This window comes from Paenibacillus sp. AR247, from assembly GCF_002968895.1.
GTDB lineage: Bacteria > Bacillota > Bacilli > Paenibacillales > Paenibacillaceae > Paenibacillus_AQ > Paenibacillus_AQ favisporus.
In genome coordinates, this window is sequence record NZ_PCZT01000009.1 from 1,398,252 (window position 1) to 1,399,968 (window position 1,717).

Sequence of the window (1,717 nt, forward strand, 5' to 3'; positions counted from 1 at the left end):
AATCGAAGGCATCACAAGCCCGATGAGCCCCGTTTTCGGCTTCGCCTCTTCCGGAGCCCGGCCAAAGACCGGACGCGGTACCTCAGCTTCTTCCGCGGCCGCCGGCTCGCTGACAAAGCTGCCTTTTCCGGGGACCCGGCTGATGACGTTTTCGTTCGCGAGGCCGGTCAGTGCTTTCACAACCGTAATTTTGCTTACATCAAAGCGGTCCATGAGTTCCTTCTCCGTCGGGATACGATCACCGGACTTCAGGCCTTCCGATTCGATCAGTTCCCGGATGTACTGCTGTATTTTTTGATACAGCGGGGTCCGTGCGGTAACATTCAACAGGATCACCATACTTTAATTTGAGATTTTGTTATATATATTATCGGCTGGAACATGGGTTCGCAACATTCATCCTGACTAAAAAAATGGTCTATTCGTCTGATTCCTTAATTTGATATATTATATATGTTATATTGAATAACGGATTTTGTATAGCGGGGTTTTGCAAAAATGTCGCAATAACGCAAAAAAAGACGACCGCAATGCGGCAGCCTTTTTTTGAATCCATGCCTTTTCGAAATCGGAGTGAGCTTACACATTCAGCTCCAGCTTGGCATGATATTGACGGTACTGCGGGTCCTCCCCCGCGACCATCATGCCCATGCCCCAATCGATATGAGTCTCCCGGCTAGGCGGATCGGCAGGATCGCGGTATTGGAACAGGACGTTTCTGCGCGGCCGGCTGCTCTTGTTACGGTCGGACCCGTGAATCGTCAGGTAGTTGAAGAACAGCACATCGCCTGCGCTTGCCGGGCATGGTGTGCCCATGCTCACCGGGTAATCGCGGTGATCGAGGTAGTACCTGCCTACATGGGGAAGCGGTCCCTGCTTATGGGATCCGGGCACGACGCACAGGCAGCCGTTTTCCATATCCGCATCGTCGAGATGAACACTGGCGGCAAGCATCGTATGGCGATCATGAGGGAAATACGGATAATCCTGGTGCATCGGAAAAGCGGCGCCCTGCTCCGGCGGCTTGACCAGCATTTTGGTATGATGGAGCTGGACGTTGGGACCGATCAGCTGCGTCAGAACGCCCGTCATACGCGGATGCGCTACGGCACGGGTGAAGCTTGCGTCGTGAAACTGCAGATCGTGAAAGCCTTTGAGCACCAGCTTCTTCAATTCGTCCTGGGGAATGTAATCGCCCTGCCAAGTATGGTTGGCGTCCTGCTTGGCCGCAGCCGCCTTGGCAATCGTACGCTCCACCGCATATTGCATATCCTTGACTTCCTCTGCGCTGAACACGCCGCGGACGAGCAAATAACCGTTTTCGTTATAAAATTCGACGTCTTCTCTGCTAATCATCTTTCCGTTCCCTCCCGTAACATTTGAATGACAAATCGTGAATACGCCTTCATTATAGGGATAACTGACACCTGACGTCTTTGCCGGATTGGAACCTGTTTTTGTCGGATTCGGACACGAATGGATGAGGAGGACTTGAAATGGATCATCTCGTCTGGGGAGCCGCCCTGTCTAAACTGCATTCAACCGTCGGAGAGCTGACCGAAGAGGGTTTATGCATCCGCATACATTATTGGGGAGCCCTTGCGGAGCACCGGAGCAACTTAGAGCATAAGCATTCTTTTTTGAAATGTGTTTTGTCGCGGGCGGTGAAGGAACGTATGTGGATGAAGGCCGGATCCATCCGTTAGCAAAAGGAACG

Annotated in this window: 3 protein-coding genes; 1 reads left to right on the top strand and 2 read right to left on the bottom strand. The window is 52.2% G+C overall.

The window, feature by feature from the left end; genetic code table 11:
• Both CPT76_RS14665 and CPT76_RS14670 read right to left on the bottom strand, forming a co-directional pair.
• The coding region (locus CPT76_RS14665) for a GntR family transcriptional regulator (RefSeq protein ID WP_374954647.1) at window positions 1-339 on the bottom strand (339 nt) is incomplete at its 3' end.
• Between the two features lie 240 nt (window positions 340-579).
• Complete coding sequence (locus tag CPT76_RS14670; protein ID WP_105443422.1) at window positions 580-1,356, bottom strand: phytanoyl-CoA dioxygenase family protein; 777 nt, start codon at window positions 1,354-1,356, stop codon at window positions 580-582.
• A 140-nt stretch (window positions 1,357-1,496) separates the two neighbouring features.
• Between CPT76_RS14670 and CPT76_RS14675 the strand changes: the two genes are divergently transcribed.
• On the top strand, window positions 1,497-1,706 hold the full coding sequence (locus CPT76_RS14675; RefSeq protein ID WP_105443423.1) for a hypothetical protein: 210 nt from the start codon (window positions 1,497-1,499) through the stop codon (window positions 1,704-1,706).
• The last annotated feature ends 11 nt before the right edge of the window (window positions 1,707-1,717 follow it).

What these genes read in the sequence shown, in the direction of transcription:
- CPT76_RS14670 (WP_105443422.1), bottom strand. Translation starts at nt 1,356, where the DNA reads ATGATTAGCAGAGAAGACGTCGAATTTTATAACGAAAACGGTTATTTG.
- CPT76_RS14675 (WP_105443423.1), top strand. Translation starts at nt 1,497, where the DNA reads ATGGATCATCTCGTCTGGGGAGCCGCCCTGTCTAAACTGCATTCAACC.